The sequence below is a fragment of the Mesorhizobium sp. LSJC269B00 genome (genome assembly GCF_000502815.1).
Taxonomy (GTDB): domain Bacteria; phylum Pseudomonadota; class Alphaproteobacteria; order Rhizobiales; family Rhizobiaceae; genus Mesorhizobium.
The window spans coordinates 446,687-467,778 of record NZ_AYVN01000003.1 but is presented as its reverse complement, the minus strand read 5'-3'; the positions used below and the strand labels follow the sequence as shown (position 1 = coordinate 467,778).

18 protein-coding genes and 1 tRNA gene are annotated in these 21,092 nt (G+C 64.6%); 9 read left to right on the top strand and 10 right to left on the bottom strand.

Translation table 11 applies throughout. The features are described from left to right. Positions 1–27: 27 nt before the first annotated feature. A complete protein-coding gene (gene leuD, locus X771_RS154600) occupies positions 28–633 on the bottom strand; it encodes a 3-isopropylmalate dehydratase small subunit (RefSeq protein ID WP_023687648.1) in 606 nt (201 codons plus the stop codon). Positions 634–800: 167 nt separating this feature from the next. On the opposite strand from leuD, the gene X771_RS154605 reads away from it, so the two are divergent. Both X771_RS154605 and X771_RS154610 read left to right on the top strand, forming a co-directional pair. Then, positions 801–1,226: a GNAT family N-acetyltransferase gene (locus tag X771_RS154605; RefSeq protein WP_023687647.1), complete on the top strand. Its 426-nt coding sequence runs from the start codon at positions 801–803 to the stop codon at positions 1,224–1,226. 144 nt (positions 1,227–1,370) lie between these two features. Further along, positions 1,371–2,102, top strand: coding sequence for a DUF72 domain-containing protein (locus X771_RS154610; RefSeq protein ID WP_023687646.1), 732 nt, complete (start codon positions 1,371–1,373; stop codon positions 2,100–2,102). Between the two features lie 209 nt (positions 2,103–2,311). Here X771_RS154610 and X771_RS154615 read toward each other — a convergent pair whose 3' ends face one another. The 4 genes from X771_RS154615 to X771_RS154630 are packed head-to-tail and all read right to left on the bottom strand — an operon-like array spanning position 2,312 to position 7,336. Beyond that, positions 2,312–3,478, bottom strand: a complete 1,167-nt coding sequence (locus X771_RS154615) for an FAD-binding oxidoreductase (RefSeq protein ID WP_023687645.1) — start codon at positions 3,476–3,478, stop codon at positions 2,312–2,314. A 30-nt stretch (positions 3,479–3,508) separates the two neighbouring features. Beyond that, positions 3,509–5,104 (bottom strand): HAMP domain-containing sensor histidine kinase, encoded by a 1,596-nt coding sequence (locus tag X771_RS154620; protein WP_023687644.1) that lies wholly within the window; start codon positions 5,102–5,104, stop codon positions 3,509–3,511. Continuing rightward, positions 5,092–5,787, bottom strand: a complete 696-nt coding sequence (locus X771_RS154625; RefSeq protein WP_023687643.1) for a response regulator transcription factor — start codon at positions 5,785–5,787, stop codon at positions 5,092–5,094. The genes X771_RS154620 and X771_RS154625 overlap by 13 nt, the downstream gene beginning before the upstream one ends. A gap of 4 nt (positions 5,788–5,791) precedes the next feature. After that, complete coding sequence (locus tag X771_RS154630) at positions 5,792–7,336, bottom strand: DUF4173 domain-containing protein (protein WP_023687642.1); 1,545 nt, start codon at positions 7,334–7,336, stop codon at positions 5,792–5,794. Positions 7,337–7,949: 613 nt separating this feature from the next. Here X771_RS154630 and X771_RS154635 point away from each other — a divergent pair. Both X771_RS154635 and X771_RS154640 read left to right on the top strand, forming a co-directional pair. Beyond that, a complete protein-coding gene (locus X771_RS154635; RefSeq protein ID WP_023687641.1) occupies positions 7,950–8,831 on the top strand; it encodes a CoA ester lyase in 882 nt (293 codons plus the stop codon). Positions 8,832–8,870: 39 nt separating this feature from the next. Continuing rightward, entirely contained in the window at positions 8,871–9,077 is a 207-nt protein-coding gene (locus X771_RS154640; protein ID WP_023687640.1) for a DUF1737 domain-containing protein, read from the top strand. A 91-nt stretch (positions 9,078–9,168) separates the two neighbouring features. Here the strand turns inward: X771_RS154640 and X771_RS154645 are convergent, their stop codons facing one another. Next, positions 9,169–9,591: a metallopeptidase family protein gene (locus X771_RS154645; protein WP_023673918.1), complete on the bottom strand. Its 423-nt coding sequence runs from the start codon at positions 9,589–9,591 to the stop codon at positions 9,169–9,171. 221 nt (positions 9,592–9,812) lie between these two features. Between X771_RS154645 and X771_RS1000000169145 the strand changes: the two genes are divergently transcribed. From X771_RS1000000169145 to X771_RS154660, 3 genes are read left to right on the top strand one after another with little or no spacing between them, the layout of a single operon-like run. Then, on the top strand, positions 9,813–10,865 hold the full coding sequence (locus tag X771_RS1000000169145) for a hypothetical protein (RefSeq protein ID WP_023687639.1): 1,053 nt from the start codon (positions 9,813–9,815) through the stop codon (positions 10,863–10,865). Continuing rightward, positions 10,807–12,285, top strand: a complete 1,479-nt coding sequence (locus tag X771_RS154655) for a DUF6504 family protein (RefSeq protein ID WP_023687638.1) — start codon at positions 10,807–10,809, stop codon at positions 12,283–12,285. The genes X771_RS1000000169145 and X771_RS154655 overlap by 59 nt, the downstream gene beginning before the upstream one ends. Next, positions 12,282–15,554, top strand: coding sequence for an error-prone DNA polymerase (locus X771_RS154660; RefSeq protein WP_023687637.1), 3,273 nt, complete (start codon positions 12,282–12,284; stop codon positions 15,552–15,554). The genes X771_RS154655 and X771_RS154660 overlap by 4 nt, the downstream gene beginning before the upstream one ends. Before the next feature lie 237 nt (positions 15,555–15,791). Here the strand turns inward: X771_RS154660 and X771_RS154665 are convergent, their stop codons facing one another. The 4 genes from X771_RS154665 to X771_RS154680 form a co-directional block, all read right to left on the bottom strand. Further along, a complete protein-coding gene (locus tag X771_RS154665; protein ID WP_023687636.1) occupies positions 15,792–16,034 on the bottom strand; it encodes a Trm112 family protein in 243 nt (80 codons plus the stop codon). A 30-nt stretch (positions 16,035–16,064) separates the two neighbouring features. After that, entirely contained in the window at positions 16,065–16,736 is a 672-nt protein-coding gene (locus tag X771_RS154670) for an LON peptidase substrate-binding domain-containing protein (RefSeq protein ID WP_023685086.1), read from the bottom strand. A gap of 111 nt (positions 16,737–16,847) precedes the next feature. After that, complete coding sequence (trxA, locus tag X771_RS154675; protein ID WP_023687635.1) at positions 16,848–17,855, bottom strand: thioredoxin; 1,008 nt, start codon at positions 17,853–17,855, stop codon at positions 16,848–16,850. Between the two features lie 80 nt (positions 17,856–17,935). Continuing rightward, positions 17,936–18,433 (bottom strand): prolyl-tRNA synthetase associated domain-containing protein, encoded by a 498-nt coding sequence (locus X771_RS154680; protein ID WP_023687634.1) that lies wholly within the window; start codon positions 18,431–18,433, stop codon positions 17,936–17,938. A gap of 217 nt (positions 18,434–18,650) precedes the next feature. Here X771_RS154680 and X771_RS154685 point away from each other — a divergent pair. After that, a tRNA-Gly gene (locus X771_RS154685) sits at positions 18,651–18,725 on the top strand. A 129-nt stretch (positions 18,726–18,854) separates the two neighbouring features. Next, complete coding sequence (locus X771_RS1000000165865; RefSeq protein ID WP_023687633.1) at positions 18,855–21,077, top strand: SAM-dependent methyltransferase; 2,223 nt, start codon at positions 18,855–18,857, stop codon at positions 21,075–21,077. Positions 21,078–21,092: the final 15 nt, after the last annotated feature.

The following is a 21,092-nucleotide window of genomic DNA, read 5'->3' as shown; positions in this document are numbered from 1 at the left end:
TGTGGCGGCCGGGCCATCTCGTACCACTCAGGCCCAAGGACGCTCGGCAGCGTTCTTCTTCTCGAACGAGGCGATGGCGCCGGCCTTCTCCATGGTCAGGCCGATATCATCGAGACCGTTCAGCAGGCAGTGGCGCTTGAAGTCGTCGAGTTCGAACGTCACCACGCCGCCATCCGGTCCGCGGATTTCCTTGGCCTCGAGGTCGACGGACACCGTCGCATTGGAGCCGCGCGAGGCGTCGTCCATCAGCTTCTCCAGGTCTTCGGCGCTGACGGTGATCGGCAGGATGCCGTTCTTGAAGCAGTTGTTGTAGAAAATGTCGGCGAACGAGGTCGAGATGACGCAGCGAATGCCGAAATCGAGCAGCGCCCACGGCGCGTGTTCGCGGCTCGAACCGCAGCCGAAATTGTCGCCGGCGACCAGGATCTGCGCCTTGCGGTAGGCCGGCTTGTTGAGCACGAAGTCGGGGTTTTCCGAGCCATCGTCCTTGTAGCGCATTTCGGCGAACAGGCCGCTGCCGAGCCCGGTGCGTTTGATCGTCTTGAGATAATCCTTGGGGATGATCATGTCGGTGTCGACATTGACGATCGGCATCGGTGCGGCGACGCCGGTGAGCTTGGTGAATTTTTCCATGGCTTTTGCCCGTTCTTGATCGATAATTCGTTGCGTCAGGGTTTGCTGGCGCCCGGTTTACACAAAGCCGCCGGCAAATAAAAGGCAACTGTTGGTGCGCGGCCCCGATCGAAAGATCGGCGCGGCACTGTCTTTAAAACCAGCTGCCGTTGGTGCACCTTGCGCCCATGACCGCACAATCGAAGATTATCTATGCCCGGGAGCCTGAGCTCGACGTCGCCGAATTCCGCCGCGTGCTGGTCGAATCCACGCTCGGCGAAACACGCCCCGTCGATGACGACGCCCGGCTGCAGGCGATGCTTTCGGCCGCGAACCTGGTGCTGACGGCGCGGCTCGACATCGAAGGCAGGCCGCTGATAGGCGTTATCAGGGCCATCACCGACTTTTCCTGGGTGTGCTATGTCTCAGAGCTCGCCGTATCCCAATCTGCGCAAGGCCTCGGCATCGGCAAGGGCCTGATGGACGCGGCCCGCCGGCAGCTTGGGCCTTCGGTCGCCATCAGCCTGATCTCGATGCCCGACGCCGTCGGCTTCTATGAGCGTATCGGCATGACGCGAATGGCCGACGCGTTCTGGTTCTCCCGCGAGGGCTGACGAGCGTCGAGCGCAATTGCCGATCGGGTTGGGCAGTCAAGGCGGGCAAGGTTCTCGGCAATGCGGAACGGTGTTCAGGACACCGCGGAGCAACGCCTCCTTTGTCGCCCTTGACCCGCGCTTCATCCGGTCCAAATCCGCAGGATGGGAAATCGCCGATCTCTGATAGGCACCGCCGGCTGGGGAATTCCGTCTCGATACAAGGCTGACTTTCCGCAATCCGGTTCGCATCTCGAACGTTACGGAAAACGCTTTCCGGCCGTCGAGATCGACACCACGTTCTACAAGCCGCACCGCCGCGAGACCTATGAGCGCTGGGCGCACGCCGTGCCGGAGCACTTCCGCTTCGCGGTCAAGGCACCGAAGAACATGACCCATGATCATCGCCTCGCCGATTGCGAGGGGCTGACAGAGGACTTTCTCGGGCAGGTCGAAGGTCTCGGCGAAAAGCTGAGCGTGCTTCTGGTGCAGCTGCCGCCGAGCTTGCCCTTCGAGCCGGAGGTCGCCGGCGGCTTCTTCGACATGTTGGGCAGGCGTATCCGGGCAAGGCTGGCATGCGAGCCGCGCCATCCCACCTGGTTCAGTGCCGAGGCGGACGCACTGCTGGCCGGTCACCAGGTCGCACGGGTCGCCGCCGACCCGGCTTCGGTTCCGGAGGCAGCAGGGCCAGGTGGCTGGCCCGGCCTTGCCTATTTCCGCTGGCACGGCGCGCCGCGGATCTACTATTCGGGTTACGATGCCGAAACGCTCGACCGGTTTGCGCGGCAAGTGGAAGCAGCAGCAGATTCCGGCGCCGAGGTGTGGGGGATTTTTGACAATACGGCCAACGGGCATGCGCTGGGCAACGCGATGGCTGTCAGTGCGATGGTTGCTTAGACTCTCGCGGGACAGCACCCCCCTCTGGCCTGCCGGCCATCTCCCCCGCAAGGGGGGAGATCAGATGCCGCGACCGTTTTCGCCAATCTCCGACGTTGCAAGAATGGCGCCTTCGCCGAAGCTGCCATCTCCCCCCTTGCGGGGGAGATGCCCGGCAGGGCAGAGGGGGGTGGGCGGGAACTCGACAGAGCGATCCTATTCCGCCCGCCTCAAATCACGTTCAATTCCCGAAACGCCCGACCTTCGGCCACCCGTTCGTACCCAAACGCCGAGCAATCCACCGTCCGATACCCGCCATGCACCAACAACTCCGCCAGCGCCTTGCCGACGGCCGGCGCCTGCTGCAGGCCGTGGCCGGAAAAACCGTTGGCGAAGATGAAATTCTCGACCTCGGGATGCGGTCCGATGACCGCGTTCTGGTCGAGCGTGTTGTAGTCGTAATGGCCGGCCCAGGCGCGGGTCGGCTTGATTGCTTCGAAAGCCGGAATGCGGGTTGCCAGCACCGGCCAGATCACCTCTTCGAACAGCGGCCAGTCGACGCCGAAATCCCGGGGGTCGGCGGGGCCATCGCCCTCCTCCGGCTCGGCGCCGCCGGTGAGATAGACCGAGCCTTCCGGCCGGACATAGATGCCGGATGGGTCGACCAGCAGCGGCATGTCGGCGTATTTTTCCCGCGCCTCGAAGACGAAAACGTTGCGCTTGCGCGGCTCGACGGGCAGCACGAGTCCCGCCATGCCGGCCACCTTGCCGGCATTCGGCCCGGCGGCGTTGACGACGATGCCGGCTTGCAGTCTTTCTCCATTGTCGAGGTCCACGCCGGTGACGCGGTTGCCCTGCCTCTCAATGCCGGTGACATCGGCGGCGATGAAATCGATTTGTCTGTCACGCAATGCCTTGCGAAACAGCGTCAACATGGCATGAGCGTCGAACCAGCCCTCGCCGGTACGGCCGAAGGCGCCGGCGCTGATGCCTTCGGTCGACAGCCAGGCAAAGCGCTTTGCCAGCTGGTCGGCATCCTCGAGCAGAATGTCGGCGCCCTCGGCGACCTGTGCTTGGTGGTTGGCTTTCAGGATCGGCAACCCGGCCTCGCCGGCCAGGATGAGATAGCCGCCTTCGCGAAAACCGATATCGGCGTCGGTGCCGAAGGTCTCCTTCAGCCGCCGGAACAGGTTTAGCGTGAACTGCGACAGCCGGATATTTTCCGGAATCGAGAATTGCTGACGGATCGAGGCCATGGACAGCGTCGTTGCCGCATGGGCGAATTGCGGGTCGCGTTCGATCAGCGCGATGGACCCGGAAAAGCCTTCCTCGCGCAGATAATAGGCGACCGAGGAGCCGACGATGGCTCCGCCGATGATGACGGTGTCGTAGCGCACTTTGTTCTCCAATCCGGCCGCCGGCATCCTTCACGCCGCCGGCACAATGATCTCGAAGCGCGTGCCGCGCCCGGAGTCAACCAGCGCGATCGTGCCATCATGCGCTTTCAGGAGGGCCAGCACTATGCCGAGGCCCATGCCGGTCCCGCCGGACTCGCGCCGCGTGGTGAAGAACGGCTCGAAAATGCGTGCCCTGTTGCTCGGCGAGATGCCGGCGCCGTCGTCGCTGACCGCAATGGTCACCTTGCCTTCGGCGCTGGCAGCCGCCAGCAAAACCTGGGTCGCGCCGTGCCTGGCGGAATTGTCGATCAGATTGGCAAGCACGATCACTGCATTCTCGGCCGATATGCGCAGGCCGATGTCGCCGCCCGCCTCGACGCGAACCGCCAGTCTGCCGTCCACCGGCAGCAATGCCAGCGCCGCATCGAGCGATGTGCTTTCGCCGCTCGGCGCCAGGTTTTCCGCGCGCGCCAGATCGAGCAGGCGCCGCACCAGCAGATTGAGCCTTCCGGCATCGTTGACGATGTTGCCGGAAAACCGTTTGCGTTCGGCGGCATCCATCGCCTCGCCGGAATCGCGCAAGAGTTCGGCCGCGCCCTGGATCGCCGTCAGCGGCGATTTGAGCTCGTGCGAGACATGGGTGGCAAAGGTCTGGATCGAGTCGGAGCGCGCCTGCAGCTTTTCGGCCATGTCGAGAAAGGCCGCGGACAGCTCGGCCATTTCGCGCGTGCCGTGATGGTCGAGCGGCCGGATGGCGTCGCGGTCGCCGGCGGCGATGCGCCTCGTGCGCTCCATCAGCGCGTAGATCGGCCGGCTGACGGTGCGCAGGAACACCAGCGCGATCAGCAGCGTGCCGAACAGCATGGCGATGGCCGCCAGCGTCACCTTGCCGCGTTCGCCATAGAGATGCTTGACGATGTTGTTCGGCGTTCGAGACAGGTAGATCACGCCGGCGACATGGCCGTCGACCGCGATCGGCATGGCGACAAAGACGCGAACTTTCGTGCCGCGGCTGACCGAATAGAGGGGCGGTGGCGGCTGGTCGGGAATTCTTTGTCTCAACACGCTGGCGTAGTGGCCGGCAAGGGCGGTGCGCACCTCTTCGACATTGGCCAGCGATAGTCCGACCTCGTCGCGCCCTGCAATGACAACGCCGCGCGGATCGAGCAGCCGGAAGCCGGCCAGCGTGGTTTTTTGCGTCGTGTCGAGAATGCCGGACAGGCTGGCGCCGATCGCCGCGAAGGCTGGATCGATGGCCGCGGCGATGCCGGCGGGTCGGGTCGGCAGCAGGTAGTCGGAAGCGAGATCGAGGCTCGGCTCGATCGGCTGGTAAGGCGAGTCGTCGCCACGGCTGGCATCGCCGCTCTCCGCGTTCATCGGCGCACCGAGCCTGTCCGGGGAAATGCCGGCGTCGCTGATATCCTGCGCATAGATCGCCGCGATGACGGCGCCTTGCGCGATCAGCTCGCCCTCGGTCTGGCGGATCAGCTGGTTTTCATAAAGCCGGAAGAAGAACAGGCCGACCAGCGGCAGCGCCAGCACCATGATGAGGATGGCGAGAACCACCGTGGCCAGCCTTGGCCGCCATTTGGTGCCGATCCATTTGGCGTCGCTCAGGCGCCGCATCGGCCGAGCCGGAAACCAACGCCATGCACGGTTTCGATGGCGTCGAGACAGCCTGCCGCCGCCAGCTTGGCGCGGATGTTGCGGATGTGGCTATCGACGGTACGGTCGGCGACATGGATGTTGGCGGCATAGGCGCTGGCGACCACCAGGTCGCGCCCCAGCACATGCGCCGGCCGCGCCAGAAATCCCTTCAGGATCGAGAATTCGATCGCCGTCAGCGCCAGCGCCTTGCCGTCGAAACTGGCGCCGTGGCTGGCCGGCACCAGGCTGAGCTTGCCATGCGCAAAGTTCTTGTCATCGGCGGGGTCCGGCGCCACCGGGCGGGCGCGGCGCAGGATGACGTTGACGCGCGCCACCAGCTCGCGCGGGCTGAACGGTTTCGTCACATAGTCGTCGCCGCCCATTTCGAGCCCGAGGATGCGATCGATCTCCTCGTCTCGCGCCGACAGGAACAGTATCGGCACATCGGAGCGCTGCCTCAGCCGCCGGCAGACTTCCAGCCCGTCCATCTCCGGCATGCCGATGTCGAGCACGACGAGATCGGGCACGCGGCGCTCGATCGCCTGCAGGGCCGCGGCGCCGTCGGACACGGCTTGCGTCTTCATGCCGGCCTTCTCCAGCGCAAAGCAGATGATCTCGCGAATGTGCGGATCGTCGTCGGCGACCAGGATCTGATGCGGCATGGATCTAACGGTCCGGCACTGAACGTTGCGAGGGCTGAGTAGGTGGAGGAAGCACGAGCGGACCTCTCTTGTCGAGAACCTGCACGAGCCTCCAGCCGCGAAAGCTCCAGGCGCGCCACTGCCTCTGCTCGGCGATAGTGTCGTCGATCATCATTTGATCGGCCAGATAGGTGGTTTGGTTTCCGAATTGGTGCATGTAGAGGCGGTCCAGCGCCGGCATGGCGGCAGCGCCAAGCGAGCGCAGATATTCGGTATCGATAGGCGTGCCGTCGCCGGTCATTTCAAGGGAATGGTCGACATTGAAATTGGCGATCGTTGCGGCGAAGTTGATGAAGCAGCAGGCATAAAGCGTCGCCGATAGCGTCGCAAGATTGGCGGAGAGCAGCCATTCGTTGGATTTTCCAAGCGCGATGCGGGCAATGATCAGTGCTAGCCCTGACGCCACCAACCCCATCCAGACGAAAGCCGCGATGCGCCAGTAGGTCAGTGCATAGACGCCGATATAGAGATCGAGCCTGAGAATCGACGAAATGACCAGCACGATGTTCTGCGCCACCCAGGCATAGACCAGTCGGCGGATCAGCGGATCGCTTGACGTTTCGCTGCCCGGCCGCAGCGCCGCCAGCACGAAGCCGGCGGCCAGCAGCGCGGTGGCGATCAGCGGATAGGCGCCGCGATGCGCATAAGCGGCATAGCTCAACCCGTCCGGCAGGGCGACCCCACCCCAGAGATAGGCGGCGTCGAGCCCGGTCTGCAGCGCAAACAGGGCATTGAAGACGATCAGCGCGCGCAAGATCGCGGCCTTGCCGAAGACGACGGCCTCGATCGTCGTGGCGGATTTTGTCGCGGCCGGTGCGGCCACGGCTGCAGGCGGCGCCAAAGGTGGAAGGCGGCGTGGGGGTCGGCGCAGCAAGCGCGGCAGGCGAGGTCGCAGGAAAGCCCAGACGCCGGCGAGCACGAACAGCCAGAAGACGATCCGCGCCAGCTGGATGAGATCGAGCAGCTTCATCAGGTCGATCAGCGACAGCCAGTATTCGATGACCGGATTGGCGGTGCCGAACAACAGCAGGAACACCGCGCCCAGCGTCACCGGCATGACCCAGACGATGATGGACGCCAGGTGGATGCGGCGGCCGCCAAGCCGGCGCACCGTGCGGCGCCATTGGAAAAAGTCACGGATAAGGCGCAGCGGCGCCGCCAGCAGGAACAGCGCGACCTGGCCGGCAATGCGGGCGATGCCGTGCCGCAGCCGCCCGGACAGGGACAGCGCAAACACCACCAGCGCCACGACAGCTATCGCCACCGACAGCGGGCTGACGTTCTCGGCCAGCGGCAGCAGCGCGACCAACAAAGCGGCCGGCTTGAGCCAGGGTCGGGTGGAATTCAGTGCGGCAGGATGCACAGCGACCACCGCGCCGGCGATCAGGATGGCAAACAGCAGCACCGTGATCCCGGCGGGCTGGCCGTAAAAGAAAAAATCCGCCAGCGCCACGAGCAGGACGGCGATGCCGAAACGGCGGCAAAAGGTCGGGGAAAGGGACTGCGTCATGCTCGGACTTTCCTGATGGGCTGGATCCGGCCGACGGGCGGATGTCTGGGGGTAAAAGGGAGCAGGCTTGCCTCCAGGCAAAGGCCGGCCTCCGTGCGAGGCGGATCGACCAGCCACCAGCTTTCGCTGCTGAGACGATAGGGCAGGGACCAACGGTTTCGCTGTTGCATGCCGCTGTTGTGGTGGCTGCGCATGGATACGGCAGGGCGCAGCGGAGGAGGTTTTCCGCAGAGATGTGCAGTTTTCGTGCAGGACCTGTGCTTACGGCCGGGGCGCTCCCCCCCATCTTTCCGGACGTTGGCGCTGTCCCAGCCAGGCTCCTTTCCTCTCCCTCCGGAGGGGGGAGAGGTGGCTCGGCGAAGCCGAGACGGAGTGGGGGAACCACCTGGCAGTCGCCGCGAACGGACATCGGAAGGGCACTGAGCGCATGGGTCGACCCCCACTCCGTCGAGCTTCGCTCGACACCTCTCCCCCGATCGACGGGGGAGAGGAAAGGCCCCCCTTCCGCAACTGCTGCGGGACGGGCGGGGCAGCGCAAGCTTTCGCAGTTGGCTCGTCATCAGGTACCGGTCGGACGCTTGCCTCACCCGCCCCCACGCGGCATAGATCGGCCATGACAAGCGAACCTTACCGCCCGCGCCGCTCGGTGCTTTACGTCCCCGCCTCCAACGACAAGGCGCTGGCCAGGATCGCGACGCTGGCCTGCGATGCCGTGATCATCGACCTCGAAGACGCCGTCGCGCCCTCAGACAAGATCGCCGCGCGGGACAAACTGGCCGGCATTTTCGCCAGCCGACCGAAACGCCGCTGCGAGATGATCGTGCGCGTCAACGCGCTGTCCAGCGAATGGGGCAACGATGACCTGCTGACCGCGGCGAAATTCGAGCCCGACGGCATCCTGTTGTCCAAGGTCGCCACGCCGCGCGATATCCTCGAAGTCGGCGACGTGCTCGACGACAATTTTGCCCCCGACAGCGTCAAGCTCTGGGCGATGATCGAGACGCCCAAGGCCATGCTCAATATCGGCGCCATTGCCGAACTCGGCCGCGATCGCGCTTCGCGGCTAAATTGTTTCGTCGCCGGAACGAACGATCTGGTCAAGGAAACCGGCATTCTGGCGACGCCTGATCGGCGCTACCTCGTGCCTTGGCTGATGCAGATGGTGCTGGCGGCGCGAGCCGGCGGCATCGACATACTCGACGGCGTCTCCAACGATTTTCGCGACCTCGACGCGTTTGCGCGCGAATGCACGGAAGCCGCCGCCATGGGGTTCGACGGCAAGACGCTGATCCACCCCGCCCAGATCGAAACCGCCAACCGCGCCTTTGCGCCCGCGCCCGAAGCTCTGGCCGAGGCGCGCGCGGTGAAGGATGCCTTTGCCTTGCCGGAAAATGCCGGCAAGGGCGTGATTGCTCTGAACGGCAGGATGGTCGAGCGGCTGCATCTGGCACAGGCCGAAAAACTGCTGGCGAAGGCCGCCGCCATCGGCGCATGATCCGCCCCGAAAAGACGAACTCACGACAGGACCTGACCCATGAGACTTTACCGCTTTCTGTCCGCCCCCGACGATTCAACCTTCTGCCACAAGGTGACCGCGGCGCTGAGCAAGGGCTGGCATTTGTACGGCTCGCCGACCTACGCCTACGACAAGAAGACCAAATCGATGCGCTGCGGCCAGTCGGTGGTGAAGGATATTGACGGCCAGGAATACGGGCCGGATACAAAGCTGAGCGACTGGTAGGGAAGGCGTCAACCTCCGCGTCTTCGTCATCCTAGGGCGAAGCAAGGAGCGAAGCGACGCGACGCAGACCCTAGGATGACAAAGGCGGGGGCTATTCCGCCGCCTCTTCAAGCTTTTCCATATCATCGTCCGACAGGCCGAAATGGTGACCGATCTCGTGGATCAGCACATGGGTGACGATGTCGCCCAGCGTCTCTTCGTTCTCGGCCCAGTAGTCGAGGATGGCGCGGCGGTAGAGGGTGATGCGGTTCGGGCCTTCGCCGGTCTGCGGGTTCCAGCGCTCGGCGATGCCGCGGCCCTCGAACAGGCCGAGCAGGTCGAACGGCGTCTCCAGCGACAGATCGTCCATGATCTCGTCGGTCGGGAATTCGGCGATCATGATGACGATCTCGCCGGTCAGCTTGCGAAAATCGTCGGGCAGATGTGCGTACGCCTCCAGCGCCAGAAACTCGATCTCCTCGATCGAAGGCGAGAGTTCATCGTGCCAGGTGCGGGTCTTGTAGATGCGGGCCATGCTTTGTCCTTTGATCCGGCATATAGGCTTTCCCTCCGGACTCGGCAAATGGACGGGTACCTGGCCAATTCTTTGCGCCGAATGGCTGCGACCAAAGTCCAAGGTTGGCCTCGCCACCTTTGATCAAGGAATAAATTCCTTCTGACTCCGCTTGACTCTTTCGGCACCCTCTGGAATCTATAAGAACATAACAGGAACAATTATGAGAGAAATTGACCGTCATGGCGACATCAGCCGTGGCGCGGGAGACTGTTTTTGCCCTGCGCCGCCAGATCGCGAAGATCGAGGGAACGCTGCCCGAGCGCCTGGCCGCGCCGGCCGGCGAGCGACCTCGTGCGCGCGCTGACAGCGCTATCGGCGGTGCGCCCGAACCTAATGCCGATGTCACCATCATCCGGCGCGGGCTTGCCGTGGCTTCGCCGAATGCTTTCCTGGCGACCGGCGTCGAGCACCTCGATGCGGCGCTGAGCGGCGGCCTGCCGAAAGCCGCCTTGAGCGAAATCCATGGCCTTGAGACCCGCAATGCCGGGGCCGTCGCCGGCTTTGTGCTGTCGCTGGTCAGCCTGATCCTCAAGGGCCAGCCCTTGCCCGTGCTGTGGATCGGCACATCGGAGATTTTTCGCGAGGCCGGCTTTCCCTATGCCAGGGGATTGCAGGGCATGTTCGGTATCGCACCGGAGCAGTTGCTGTTTTCCGAGGCGCCGAAACTCACCGATGCGCTGTGGGTAGCCGAGGAGGCCGCCAAGATGACGGCGCTCGCCGCAATCATTCTCGAGATCCGTGGCAGCCCGCAGCGGCTCGACCTCACCGCGACGCGCCGGCTGCACGCGCGCGCCCAAAACGCCGGCCGGCCGGTGTTCCTGCTGCGCCAGGCCGGCGAAGCCGAGCCGACCGCCGCCCCGGTGCGCCTCATCGTGTCGGCTGCACCAGCGAAATCGCGCCGGACGATCGCCGGGCCGCTTGCCGGCTCGATCGGCCACCCTGCCTTCACCGTCAGCATCGGCAAGAGCCGCACCGCTCTGCCTGGACAATTCACACTGGAGTGGAACCCCGATGAACACGCATTCGAAGAAAGAAAGCCCCGCGAAAAACGGGCAGAGAATTCTGTCGCTGTGGTTCCCGCATCTGGCGGCAGAACGGATCCTGCGCCAGCGCTTGGGACGGTCGTGGCGTTCCCGGCCTTCGGATCATCTGCCGCCATCTCACCCACCGCTCGTGATCAGCCATCGCGACCGCAACGCCCAGCGCATATCGGCCCTCGACGAGCGGGCTGAGGCGCTGCATCTGAAGCCTGGCATGGGCATTGCCGATGCGCGCGCCATGCATCCCTCGATCGACATCGTCGAGGCCGATCCGGACGCCGATCGCCGGCTGCTCGAAGGCCTCGCCGACTGGTGCGATCGCTATACGCCGCTGGTGGCGCTCGACGGTACTGATGGCCTTTATCTCGACGTCACCGGCTGCACGCATCTGTTCGGCGGCGAGCGCGCCATGCTGGACGACATCCTTGCGCGGTTTTTCCAGCAGGGTTTCGATGTCCGCGCCGGGTTGGCCGCGACGCCGGGTGCAGCCTGGGCGGCGGCGCGCTTCTGCGGCAACCGCATCGTTGTCTCCGGCGAGGAGGAAGCGCTGCTCGCCCCCTTGCCGCTGGCGGCACTGCGCATCGAGGCCGATATCCGCGCCAGCTTGGAAAGCGTCGGCCTGCGGACCGCCGGCGCGGTCATGGCAGCGCCGCGCGCGCCGCTCGCCCGTCGCTTCGGCGCGACCTTGCTGTTGCGGCTCGACCAGGCGCTCGGCCGCCTCGACGAGGCGGTATCGCCGCGCCTGCCCGTGGCCCCGCTTTCGGTCGAACGCCACCTGGCCGAACCGGTCGTGCTGACCGCCGAGATCGAACGGCTGGTGCTCTTGCTGGCGGTGACGCTGAAGGCCGATCTCGAACGCCGCGGCGAGGGCGCAAGGATGCTGGCGCTGCTTTTGTTTCGCGTCGACGGCGCCGTCAGCCGCATCGCTGTCGGTACCTCGCGACCGTTGCGCGAACCCAAGCTTATCCAGCGCCTGTTCCATGAGCGGCTGGCCGCGCTCGAACAGGACATCGATGCCGGCTACGGCTTCGACCTGGTGCGGCTTTCGGTGCTGGCGGCCGCCGGCTTCGACATGCAGCAGGCCGATTTGACCGGCGAGACCGAGGATGACGGCGCCGACATGGCACTCTTTGCCGACCGCATCCGAGCCAGGCTCGGCGACAGTGCGGTGCTGAAACCGGTCGCCCTCGAGAGCCATCTGCCGGAGCGCGCCATCGCCACCATCCCGTTCTCGGAAGCGCCACAACGCAAAGCACCGCTCAGGAAGCCGGGCTCGAAAGACGCGCCGCGCGCAACCATCTTCCCGCCGGAACGGCCGATCCGGCTGTTCCGTTCGCCCGAGCCGATCGAGGTGCCGGCCACCGAAATGCCTGAGGGTCCGCCGATGAATTTCCGCTGGCGCCGCGCTCTCTACCGGGTCGCGCGCGCCGAGGGGCCGGAACGCATCGCGCCGGAATGGTGGCGTGAAACGTCAAGCGATCCGCTCACATCGACGCGTGACTATTTCCGGATCGAGGATGCCGACGGCCGCCGCTACTGGCTCTACCGGCAAGGCCTCTATGGCAACCCGCAGGTGCCGCCGCGCTGGTTCATGCATGGAGTCTTCGCATGAACGCGCTGACCGTCATCCCCTATGCGGAATTCGGCATCCAGTCGAACTTCTCCTTCCTGCGCGGCGCCTCCAAGCCGGAGGAGCTGGTGGTGGCGGCCAAATTCCTCGGCTTTTCCTCGATCGGACTGGCAGACCGCAACACGGTGGCCGGCGTCGTGCGCGCCTGGCAGCAGGCCAAGGTCGAGAAGCTCGCCTATCACCCCGGTTGCCGCCTGGTGTTCGGCGACGGCACGCCGGACATTCTCGCCTATCCGCAGAACCGCAAGGGCTGGGGCCATCTCTGCCGCATGCTGACGCAAGCCAATTTGCGCGATGAAAACGAGAAGGGCGCGACCCTTCTCCAGCGCAGCGACCTGCTCGAATGGGGCGACCTGCTGTCGCTGGCGGTGCTGCCGGATCTCTCGGCGAATGCCGACGATCCCCTGGCATTGGTCCGTCAACTGAAAGACCGTTTCGGCGCTAATTTGCGGCTAGGCATGGCGCCGGATTATCGCGGCAATGACCGTTTCCGCATCGAGCAGGCGGCGGGCATGGCGGACATCGCCGGCGTGCCGCTGATGGCGACCAACGACGTGCTTTATCACAGCGCCGAGCGCCGCTCGCTGCAAGATGTGCTCACCGCCATCCGCCTCAATTTGCCGGTCGCCGAGGTCGGGCTGGAGCTGACGGCCAACGCCGAGCGCCATCTGAAGCCGCCGCTGGAAATGGCCCGTCTCTTCCGCCGCCATCCACGGGCGCTGGCCGAGACGCTGCGCTTTGCCGGCGAACTGACCTTCTCGCTCAGCGACCTCCAGTACAATTATCCCGACGAGCCGACGCAATCAGGGCTTGGGCCGCAGGCCGAGCTAGAGCGTCTGGCCAGGGAGGGGGCCGCCACGCGCTATCCGGCGGGCGTCCCCGCTTCCGTCTTGCAGCGCATCAGTGAGGAGCTCGCTCTGATCGAGCGTCTGAATTATGCGCGCTATTTCCTGACCGTTTACGACATCGTCCAGTTCGCCCGCAATGAGGGCATTCTGTGCCAGGGCAGAGGCTCGGCCGCCAACTCGATCGTCTGCTACTGCATCGGCATCACCGAGGTCGGCCCCGAGCGCATCGACACGTTGTTCGAGCGCTTCATTTCCGAGGAGCGCAACGAGCCGCCCGACATCGACGTCGATTTCGAGCATGAGCGGCGTGAGGAGGTGATCCAGTACATCTACTCCAAATACAGCGCCAAGCGCACCGCGCTGGCTGCCGCCGTCATCAGCTATCGCGGCCGCTCGGCGCTGCGCGAGGTGGCCAAGGCCATGGGCCTGTCGGACGATGTCCGCATTGCGCTCTCCAGTTCGATCTGGGGCTGGTCGACCTCGGAGCTCGGCGAGAAGGAGGCGCATGCCGGCGGCCTCGACCGCAACGAGACCTCGACCCGTCACGTGATCGCCCACGCCAACGAGATCATGGGCTTTCCCCGGCATCTGTCGCAGCATGTCGGCGGCTTCGTCATTACCCGCGACCGGCTCGACGAGATCGTCCCCATCGTCAAGACGGCAATGGACGAGCGCAAGATGGTCGAGTGGGATAAGGACGATCTCGACGCGGTGAAGATCCTGAAGGTCGATATTCTGGCGCTTGGCATGCTGACCTGCCTGAAGCGCGCCTTCACCTTGCTCACCGACCATTATCCGAAGGCCCGGGATGATTACGGCCGACCCTATGTGCTGGCCACCCTGCCGCCGGAAGAGAACGACGTGTACGACATGATCTGCCGCGCCGACACGCTCGGCGTCTTCCAGATCGAATCGCGCGCGCAGATGTCGATGCTGCCGCGTCTACGCCCGCGCGAATTCTACGACCTGGTCATCGAGGTGGCGATCGTGCGGCCCGGCCCGATCCAGGGCGACATGGTGCACCCCTATCTGCGCCGTCGGCAGGGCAAGGAAGCGGCTGAATATCAAAAGCCAGAGCTGGAGGCTATTCTCAAGAAGACACTCGGCGTGCCGCTGTTTCAGGAACAGGCGATGAATATTGCAATCGTCGCCGGTGGTTTCAAACCCGGCGAAGCCGACGAACTACGCCGCGCCATGGCCACCTTCAAGCGCACCGGCACCATCGGCAATTACCGCCAGCGCATGATCGACGGCATGGTCGGCAAGGGATACACCAAGGACTTCGCCGAGCGCTGCTTCAAGCAGATCGAAGGCTTCGGCGAATACGGCTTTCCCGAAAGCCACGCCGCCTCCTTCGCTTTGCTCGTCTATGCCTCCTGCTGGTTCAAGACCTTTTATCCCGACGTGTTCTGCGCCGCGATCCTGAATTCGCAACCGATGGGGTTTTACCAGCCGGCCCAGCTGGTGCGCGACGCGCGCGACCATGGCGTCGATATCCGCGACGTCGACGTCAATTTTTCCGACTGGGACTGCACCCTGGAGAAAGCCCAATTCGATCCGGGCCGCATCCTGGGGCGCCATGCCGAAATGCGCGGTGTCATCAAGACCCGGTGCGCCGTCCGGCTTGGCTTCCGTCAGATCAAGGGCTTGGCCGAGAAGCGTATGGAAGCTTTCACCGCGCGGCGCGGCGCCGGCTATACAAGCGTCAGGGATGTGTGGCTGCGCTCGGGCCTCGATGTCGGCGAAATCGAAAGACTGGCGCAGGCTGACGCCTTCCGCTCACTCGGCCTCGACCGTCGTGAAGCCTTGTGGGCGGTGCGCGCGCTGGATGGCAAGAGCGCCGCCGAACGGCTGCCGCTGTTCGACCAGCCGGCGATCCGGCTGCGCGAACTCGAGCCCGAGACAAAACTGCCGACAATGCCGCTCGGCGAGCACGTCATCCACGACTACCGCGCGCTCGGCCTGTCGCTGAAGGCGCATCCGGTCGCCTTCCTGCGCGAGCGGCTCGACCGCGCCGGCGTCATTCCCAATGCCAATCTCGGCTCGGTGCGCGACGGCAGGCGGGTCTCGGTCGCCGGCCTGGTGCTGGTGCGGCAGCGGCCCGGCAAGGGCAATGCGATCTTCCTGACGCTGGAAGACGACAAGGCCGTCGCCAACGTCATTTTCTGGGAGCGGACCTTTACCCGTTTCCGGCCCATCGTCATGGGCGCGCGCTTCGTCAAGGTCACCGGCAAGCTGCAGTCGGAATCCGACGTCATCCACATCGTCGCCGAGAAGATCGAGGATTTGACGCCGTGGCTGACGGTGCTGCTGGAAGAGATGACGCCGGCTGCCCGGCCCGACATTGCCACCCTCTCGGACAAAGCTGAAAGGGTCATGCCCAAGGGGCGGAATTTTCAGTAGGCGCAGCTTATTCATCGAATGCGAAGCGACGATGATCCTTCGCGCCCTGCTCTGCCCTGCCGGGCATCTCCCCACACTTGGGGGAGATCGGCGGCTTCGCCATCCAGCCAATTTTTCAACAATAAAGACTGGCGAAGCGGGACCGACAAGCAATCTCCCTCCTTGTGGGGGAGATGTCCGGCAGGACTTCAGGGCGCTGTCCCGCCAGCCTTCAGCAAACTTCAGCGACGCTCTGATTCAGCCCGGCCCACCCAATCGCGGCGGCGACAGCACGTCTTCCGCCGAAATCGTCCGCGCCTCCGAGGGCAGCATGATCGGGATGCCGTCGCGCACGGGATAAGCGAGCTTGGCGATCCGCGAGATCAACTCGCCGCGCACCGGGTCCCAGGCCAGCGGCCCCTTGGTCAGCGGGCAGGCCAGCAGCTCCAGCAATTTTGGATCGACATTGACCGACTTGCCGTCACGCCCATCCGCAGCCATTGGATCCCCCTTCAGCCATCGGCTCAGCCCTTATTGCAGGCTGGAGCCAAAGTCCTCATTCTCGCGCGCCAGCGCCATTTCGGTGATGGCGATCAGCGTCTCCGCGCGGGCTTTCAGGTCGGGCGCCTCCAGCAGCGCCTGTTTCTCGGCCGGTCCGTAGGGCGCCATCATCGACAGCGCATTGACCAGCATGGTGTTCTCGGCGCGGCTGACGCTTTCCCAATCGGCTTCGAGATCGTTGGCCTGCAGATAAGCGCGAAACGCTTTCAACAGCGCCGGCCGGTCAACCTCGCTTGCCGCCTGGTCTTCGGCAAGATCCGTGAGGAACGGCGCCAGCTTGCATTGCCGGAAAGGCGTCTTCACCGGCAATTCGCTGGTGATGCGGAAACGGCAGACGCCCTGCAGCGAAACCAGATAGCGGCCGTCGCCGCTCTCGGCCATCGAGATGATGCGCCCGGCGCAGCCGACATTGCACAGTTCCGGCTCCCCGTCGGCGCGCAACGCGCCATTGAGGCTGGGCTGGACGATGCCGATCAGCCGCGCGCCGGCGATCGCCTCATCCACCATCTGCAGATAGCGCGGCTCGAAGATGTTGAGCGGCATGCGCCCGCCCGGCAGCAGCAGCGCGCCGGCAAGCGGAAACACCGGAATGGTTGCCGGCAGATCCTTGCCGACCCGGTAAAATGCGTTTCCGACCTGCACCTTCACTCCTCCGACCCGCTTCGGGCGCGATGTTATCGGCCTAATCTGGCGCGGCGGCCGCCGACCGCAAGGCCCGACAGCCACGCCCCGGCAATTTGGCCGGCAAACGGCTCAGGAAAACAGCAGCGACGACAATTTGCGCCGTGCCGCCAGCGTCGCCTCGTCGGTCATGCCCCAGGCCTCGAACAGTTTCAGCAACTGCGCCCTGGCGCCGTCCTCGTTCCACGTCCGGTCGGCTTTTATAATCGCCAGAAGATTGTCGGCCGCCGCATGGCGCTCGCCCTTGGCGTTCTGGATCATGGCGAGGTCGAAACGCGCCTGGTGGTCGCCGGGATTGGCGGCCAGTCGCTGCTCGAATTCAGCTGGATTGCCAAGTGCTGCCGCTTCCGCAGCCAGCGTCATCTTGGCACGCAGCGCGGCAAGTGCCGGCGCATTCTTCTTGGCCTCCGGCGCCGTTGCCAGCAGCGCCTCGGCGCCGTCGCTGTCGCCGGCCTCGAACAGAAGCTCGCCCAGCCCGGCAATCGCCTCGATCGTCTCCGGCGCCTGCGCCAGGATGGCGTCGTAAATGTCGGCTGCGGTCTGCGCATCGCCCGCCGCATGCGCTTCCGCCGCCGCGGCCAGTGCTTCGGCGACGGGCGGCGCGCCATTGCCCTTGCCGCCGACCTTGGTGATGAACTCGGCGATCTGGCCCTCGGGGATGGCGCCCATGAAGCCGTCGACAGGCTGGCCGTCCTTGAAGGCGATGACCGCCGGGATCGATTGGATGCCGAGCTGGCCGGCGATCGAGGGATGATCGTCAATGTTCATCTTGACCAGCTTGACCTTGCCGCCGGCGGCCTTGATCGCCTTTTCCAGAAGCGGCGTGAGCTGCTTGCAGGGCCCGCACCACGGCGCCCAGAAATCGACCAGTACCGGCTGTTTGCGCGATTCCTGGATGACGTCGGCGGCGAAAGTGGCGGTCGTGGTGTCCTTGATCAGCTCGCCAGCGGCAGGTGCTGCGCCGGGTGTCGGGCCAAGTGCCGACTTGGCCGGCTCGGCGCCGCCATATTGCACGGACGTGGTGTACTGGCCAGAATTGCCGCCGAATTGGCCGCCAAACGGATTGTTGTTGTCGCTCATGTCGTCGCCCTTCCGATCGCGCCCAGCGGAGCAGCGCGACGTCCTTAACTAGAGGTCAGTTTTCGCCATCCATGTGGCGATCAAGCCGAGACTTTCAAGATAGCAGCATCATGTCCGGTTGCCTCGACGAATCTGATGAGGTCGGCGGACGCGATCGACGTCGTCGCCTCATTGGTCAGCGGATGCGCGTTGACTGTCGCATGTGCTATCAAATCCTGGTCGAGCACCACTTTGACCCGTCTTTCGGTGTCGTTGATCAGCCCGAACACGGTGACCGCGCCCGGAATGACACCGAGCAGCTCCATCAGCATCTCCGGCTTGCCGAACGACACCCGGCCGGCGGCGCCGATGATCGTGTGGATCTGCTTCAGGTCGACGACCGCCTCCTCGCCGACGCTGACCAGGAAGAAATTGTCCTTCTTGTCCTTGAGAAACAGATTTTTCGTGTGCCCGCCCGGTATCTCGCCGCGCAGCGACTGCGAATCGGCCACCGTATAGAGCGGCGGATGGCGCACGGTCGACACGGATATGCCGAGATCGGCAAGAAAGGCGAAAAGCTCGGCTTCGGTCTTCGGCATTGGTGGTCTTCCCCTGTATCGGCGCGCGGCAAAGCCGTTTACGGCCAATGATGCCGCCGAGACAAGACCGTCATGCGGGAAGTCGATGAACCACCCGCGTGGCCGACAAGGTTCCGCCAAGCGATTTGCCGCGACCAAAAAGCCCGTCATTTCCCTGTTGCAATCGCCGCGCTCTTCAGCCATATAGGCCCGGCTTGCGGCCCCGAGGGCCGTGTGAGCGGGTGTAGCTCAGGGGTAGAGCACAACCTTGCCAAGGTTGGGGTCGAGCGTTCGAATCGCTTCACCCGCTCCAGTTTCCTCTAGGGGGAATCAAGCGATGAAGAGGCGCCTTTCGGGGCGCCTTTTGCTTTTTCCAGACCGGCGATGTAAGCGCGTTGCGGGACACTTGTTCTCCCTCAAAACCAGGCGCAGGTAAGACGGCGTGGCGCACAATCCCTCGGGTTCAATTTCGGCGAAAGGCGGCACCGCATCCGAAGCGCTTGCTTGGCTGGCGTTGCGGAACGCCGCGTCCGAATGCGGCTCAGGCTCGCGCTCGATAGACCCGCAGCCCCTGCGCGCGCTCCCGGCGGGACGCAAGTGGGCGCGTGAGATCGCCAAGGTGATCTTCGATGGCCTTGTGGCAGGAAGCCTTTCGGTGCCGGGGCAACTGGCTGCCCGGTGGGACAGCTTCGGCGGTGCCATCACAGCGTTGATCATCGAACTCAGCAAGATCTGGGACAATCCCGCAGCGGCTCGCCGCGTCCAGTACCAGCTTGAGCAAATGCTTCTCGAACCCGACGATCTTGCCACGCCGCGCAGGCTGGCGCGAACGCTCGGAATTCGCGTCGACGCTCGCAATCCGACCGCGACCGAACTGCCGGAAGGCATCGATCAGATCTATGCCCATCTGATGCTGGATGGCCGGATCGAGGCTGTCGTGCAGTTCGGTGCACTCGGGACTGTGACGAGCGATCATTGGATTGAATTGATCCTGGATGTAGTGCCTGCTGAGCGGCTTGCGGGAGGATCGCCTGCACCGCAAAAGGGCGCCGGCGCGACCACGTCAAACACGCCTGCAGCCGAGGTATCGTTTGCCATGGCGGGAAGCGAGCCCGATCAGGACAGCCACTTCGGCAAACTCGCGCAATTGGCCGCACAGGCGCATGACCTGGTTCGGTCGAGCGCTGAACCGTCAGAGCCTGTTACGCCGCGCCGCGCACGGGTCGCGGACAAGCACGACAAGGATCGCACGGCGTTCTGGAACAGCTATTTCGCGACCGAGGATCCGTGGAACTACGGTTCGTCCTATGAGCAGGAGAAATACGAGCGCCAGCTCGAAATCCTGCCTCCCGGTCCCATCGGGCGGGCGCTTGAACTGGCCTGCGCGGAGGGCCATTTCACGCGGCAGCTGGCTCCGCGTGTGAGCCATCTGGCCGCAACCGACATTTCCGCCATAGCCGTCGAGCGAGCCCGCGCCCGATGCAACAATCAGGCGAATGTCGAGTTCGGCGTACTCGATTTCGCTGCCGACACGCTGCCGGGTGAGATGGATCTGATCTTCTGTTCGGAGGTGCTCTACTATCTGGACGATCTCGCCGAGTTGCGGCGCATCGCCAAGAAATTTGCCGAGGCGTTGGCGCCTGGCGGTAGTTTCATCAGCGCACACGCATTCGTGCTGCGTGACAATGTCGAAAAGACGGGCTTCGACTGGAACACATTCGGTGCCCAGGCGATCTCCGAGACGCTGGCAGCGACCGAAGGCCTGGTGCTCGAGCAATCGATCCAGACCGAGCTCTACCGCATAGACCGCTTCCGCCGCCTATCGCCGGGCGATGTGGCGACGGACCCGGTGATCGATCATGTGCCGATCCGCGCGCCCATCGAAATCGGCGTCGCGCGAAATATCGTCTGGGGTGGGGCGCGAGCCTTGCGCCGCGACGTCGCACGTAACGAGCAGCGCCAGCATATCCCTGTCCTCATGTATCACGGCGTTGCCGATGAAGGTCCGGCCGCGCTCGCTCGCTTTCGGCTCACGCCCGCCGCATTCGCCAGCCAGATGGGATGGCTGCGCGCCAATGGCTTTCACGCCATTGGCTCCGAGCAGCTGGAAGCATCCATCGCCAACCGTCAGCCTTTCGTCGGCCGCCCGGTGCTCATCACTTTCGATGACGGCTTCCAGAACTTCGCCGACCATGCCTGGCCGATCTTGCGCGCCAACGACCTGAACGCGGAAGTGTTCCTGGTGACGGACCTGGTGGGCGAAAGTGCAAAGTGGGACACCGACATCGGTCCGCCGACGCCGCTTATGGGCGCCGGGACGGTGCGACGCCTCGCTGCCGAAGGCGCCTTCTTCGGCAGCCACATGGCGACGCATCGCGCCATAGATGGTCTGTCGAGCGCTGACCTGGCCGCCGAGCTCCTGCGCTCTCGTCTGTTCATCGAACGCTGGACCGGCCGGCCAACCAGGGCGTTCGCGGCCCCCTTCTCCGTCACCGACCGACGGCTTGGCCGGCTGGCTAGGGAGTGCGGCTATCGAGTAGGCTTCGGCCGCAGGCACGGGCCGGCGGACCTCCATAGCGATCTCATCGACCTTCCGCGCATCGAGATTCGCGGCGACCGCTCGCTCGATGACTTTGTCGCCACTGTCGAGGCCGTGCTCGGATAAACGGTGAACTTGTCA